The organism is Streptomyces sp. SID3212 (assembly GCF_009865405.1).
Classification (GTDB): domain Bacteria; phylum Actinomycetota; class Actinomycetes; order Streptomycetales; family Streptomycetaceae; genus Streptomyces.
Genome location: NZ_WWJY01000632.1, coordinates 1 through 1329, shown reverse-complemented (window position 1 = coordinate 1329; position 1329 = coordinate 1). Strand labels below are relative to the sequence as shown.

The window sequence follows — 1329 nt, the reverse complement described above, 5'->3', positions numbered from 1 at the left end:
CGACTGCGCCCGTACCCCCGGTCGCGGAGCAGCGCGGCGATCTCGGCCGGGGTCGAGGCACCGGCGCTGAGCACCAGGACACGGCGGCCGTCGTACAACGCGGCGGCCAGCCGCGCGGCGGGGCGGCCGACGAGGGTGACGACCTCGGTGTCCTCCACCGGCCAGCCGAGCCGGGCGCACGCGTACGACACCGAGGAGGGGTGGGGCAGGATCCGCAGGGCCGCCGCGCCCGCCTCCTCGGAGAGGGCGCGGCCGATGCCGTAGAACATCGGGTCGCCACTGGCCAGCACGGAGATCCTGCGCCCCGGGTGTGCGGCCAGCAGCCGGGGCACGGCGGGCCGCAGGGGCGACGGCCAGGCCACCCGCTCGCCGTCGCACTCCTCGGGGAGGAGGTCCAACTGCCTGGGCCCGCCGATGAGTACGTCGGCCTCGCGCAGCGCGTCCTTGGACGCGACGGAGAGCCCACGCCACCCGTCGGCGCCGATCCCGACCACGCACACGGGGGGCGCCGGGGGCTCCGGTTGCGGGGAGTCGGGGGCTGCGGGGCTCACTACGGCACCTCTGAGCTGGGGGAAGACCGAAGTCGCACTCTAGCGAAGTGGCCCTGGGGGGCCACGGGCACCCTGCTACGCGCCCGGCACGGCGGCCACCGCCCCACCGTCCGGGGCCGCGCTCAGGCTCCCGCCGGGGCGATGCCGTCCCGTGGGGCACGTACCGACTGCGCCGCGAAGTCCGGCGAGCGCGGCGTCCGGCTGAACCGTGACGCGCTGTCCTCAAGCGCCGGTCGGGCTTGATTTTCAAGCCCGACCGGCGCCTGAGGACAAGGGCACAGGCCGCCCCGAGGCGCCGACGCCCGCGCCCGCACCGAGCGGCCCGTGCTGAACTGGAACCTGTCCGAAGACGGTCGGACACGCGGTCGGTCCCGGCGACCGGCACGCGCGGGGCGGACGAGGGGAGCCGCATGACCACCACCCGGGTGCTGCTGATCGCACCGGCCCTGAGCACGGCGCTGCGTGAGGCGCGCTTCGGCGAGGCGGAGGGGGCAGAGAGAACAGACGGGGCAGAGCGGGCGGAGGCGGGTGACCCCGGCCCCGGTGTTGACGGCGGGCTCGATCCCGTCGGGCTGCGGCAGGCCGAAGCCGTACGGGAGAGCTTCCCCCGGGCGTCCCGGCTCTACGTCTCCTCCACCCGCCGCTGCCGCACGACCGCCCGCGCCCTGGGCCTGGACGCCGGCACCGCGCCGCCCCTCACCGGCCCCGCCCCCTGCGCGATGGGCCGCTGGCAGGGCCGCACCCTGGACGAAGTGGCCGCGTCGGAACCGGAGGCGGT

At 76.8% G+C, this 1329-nt stretch carries 2 protein-coding genes; one reads left to right on the top strand and one right to left on the bottom strand.

Going from position 1 to position 1329, the window contains the following annotated elements; translation table 11 throughout:
• Positions 1-551 (bottom strand): precorrin-6y C5,15-methyltransferase (decarboxylating) subunit CbiE (cbiE, locus tag GT042_RS18875; RefSeq protein ID WP_161309897.1); only part of this gene is annotated, 551 nt, incomplete at its 3' end.
• Between the two features lie 410 nt (positions 552-961).
• Between cbiE and GT042_RS18870 the strand changes: the two genes are divergently transcribed.
• Positions 962-1329, top strand: a 368-nt coding sequence (locus GT042_RS18870) for a histidine phosphatase family protein (protein WP_161309896.1), incomplete at its 3' end; no start/stop codon positions are given.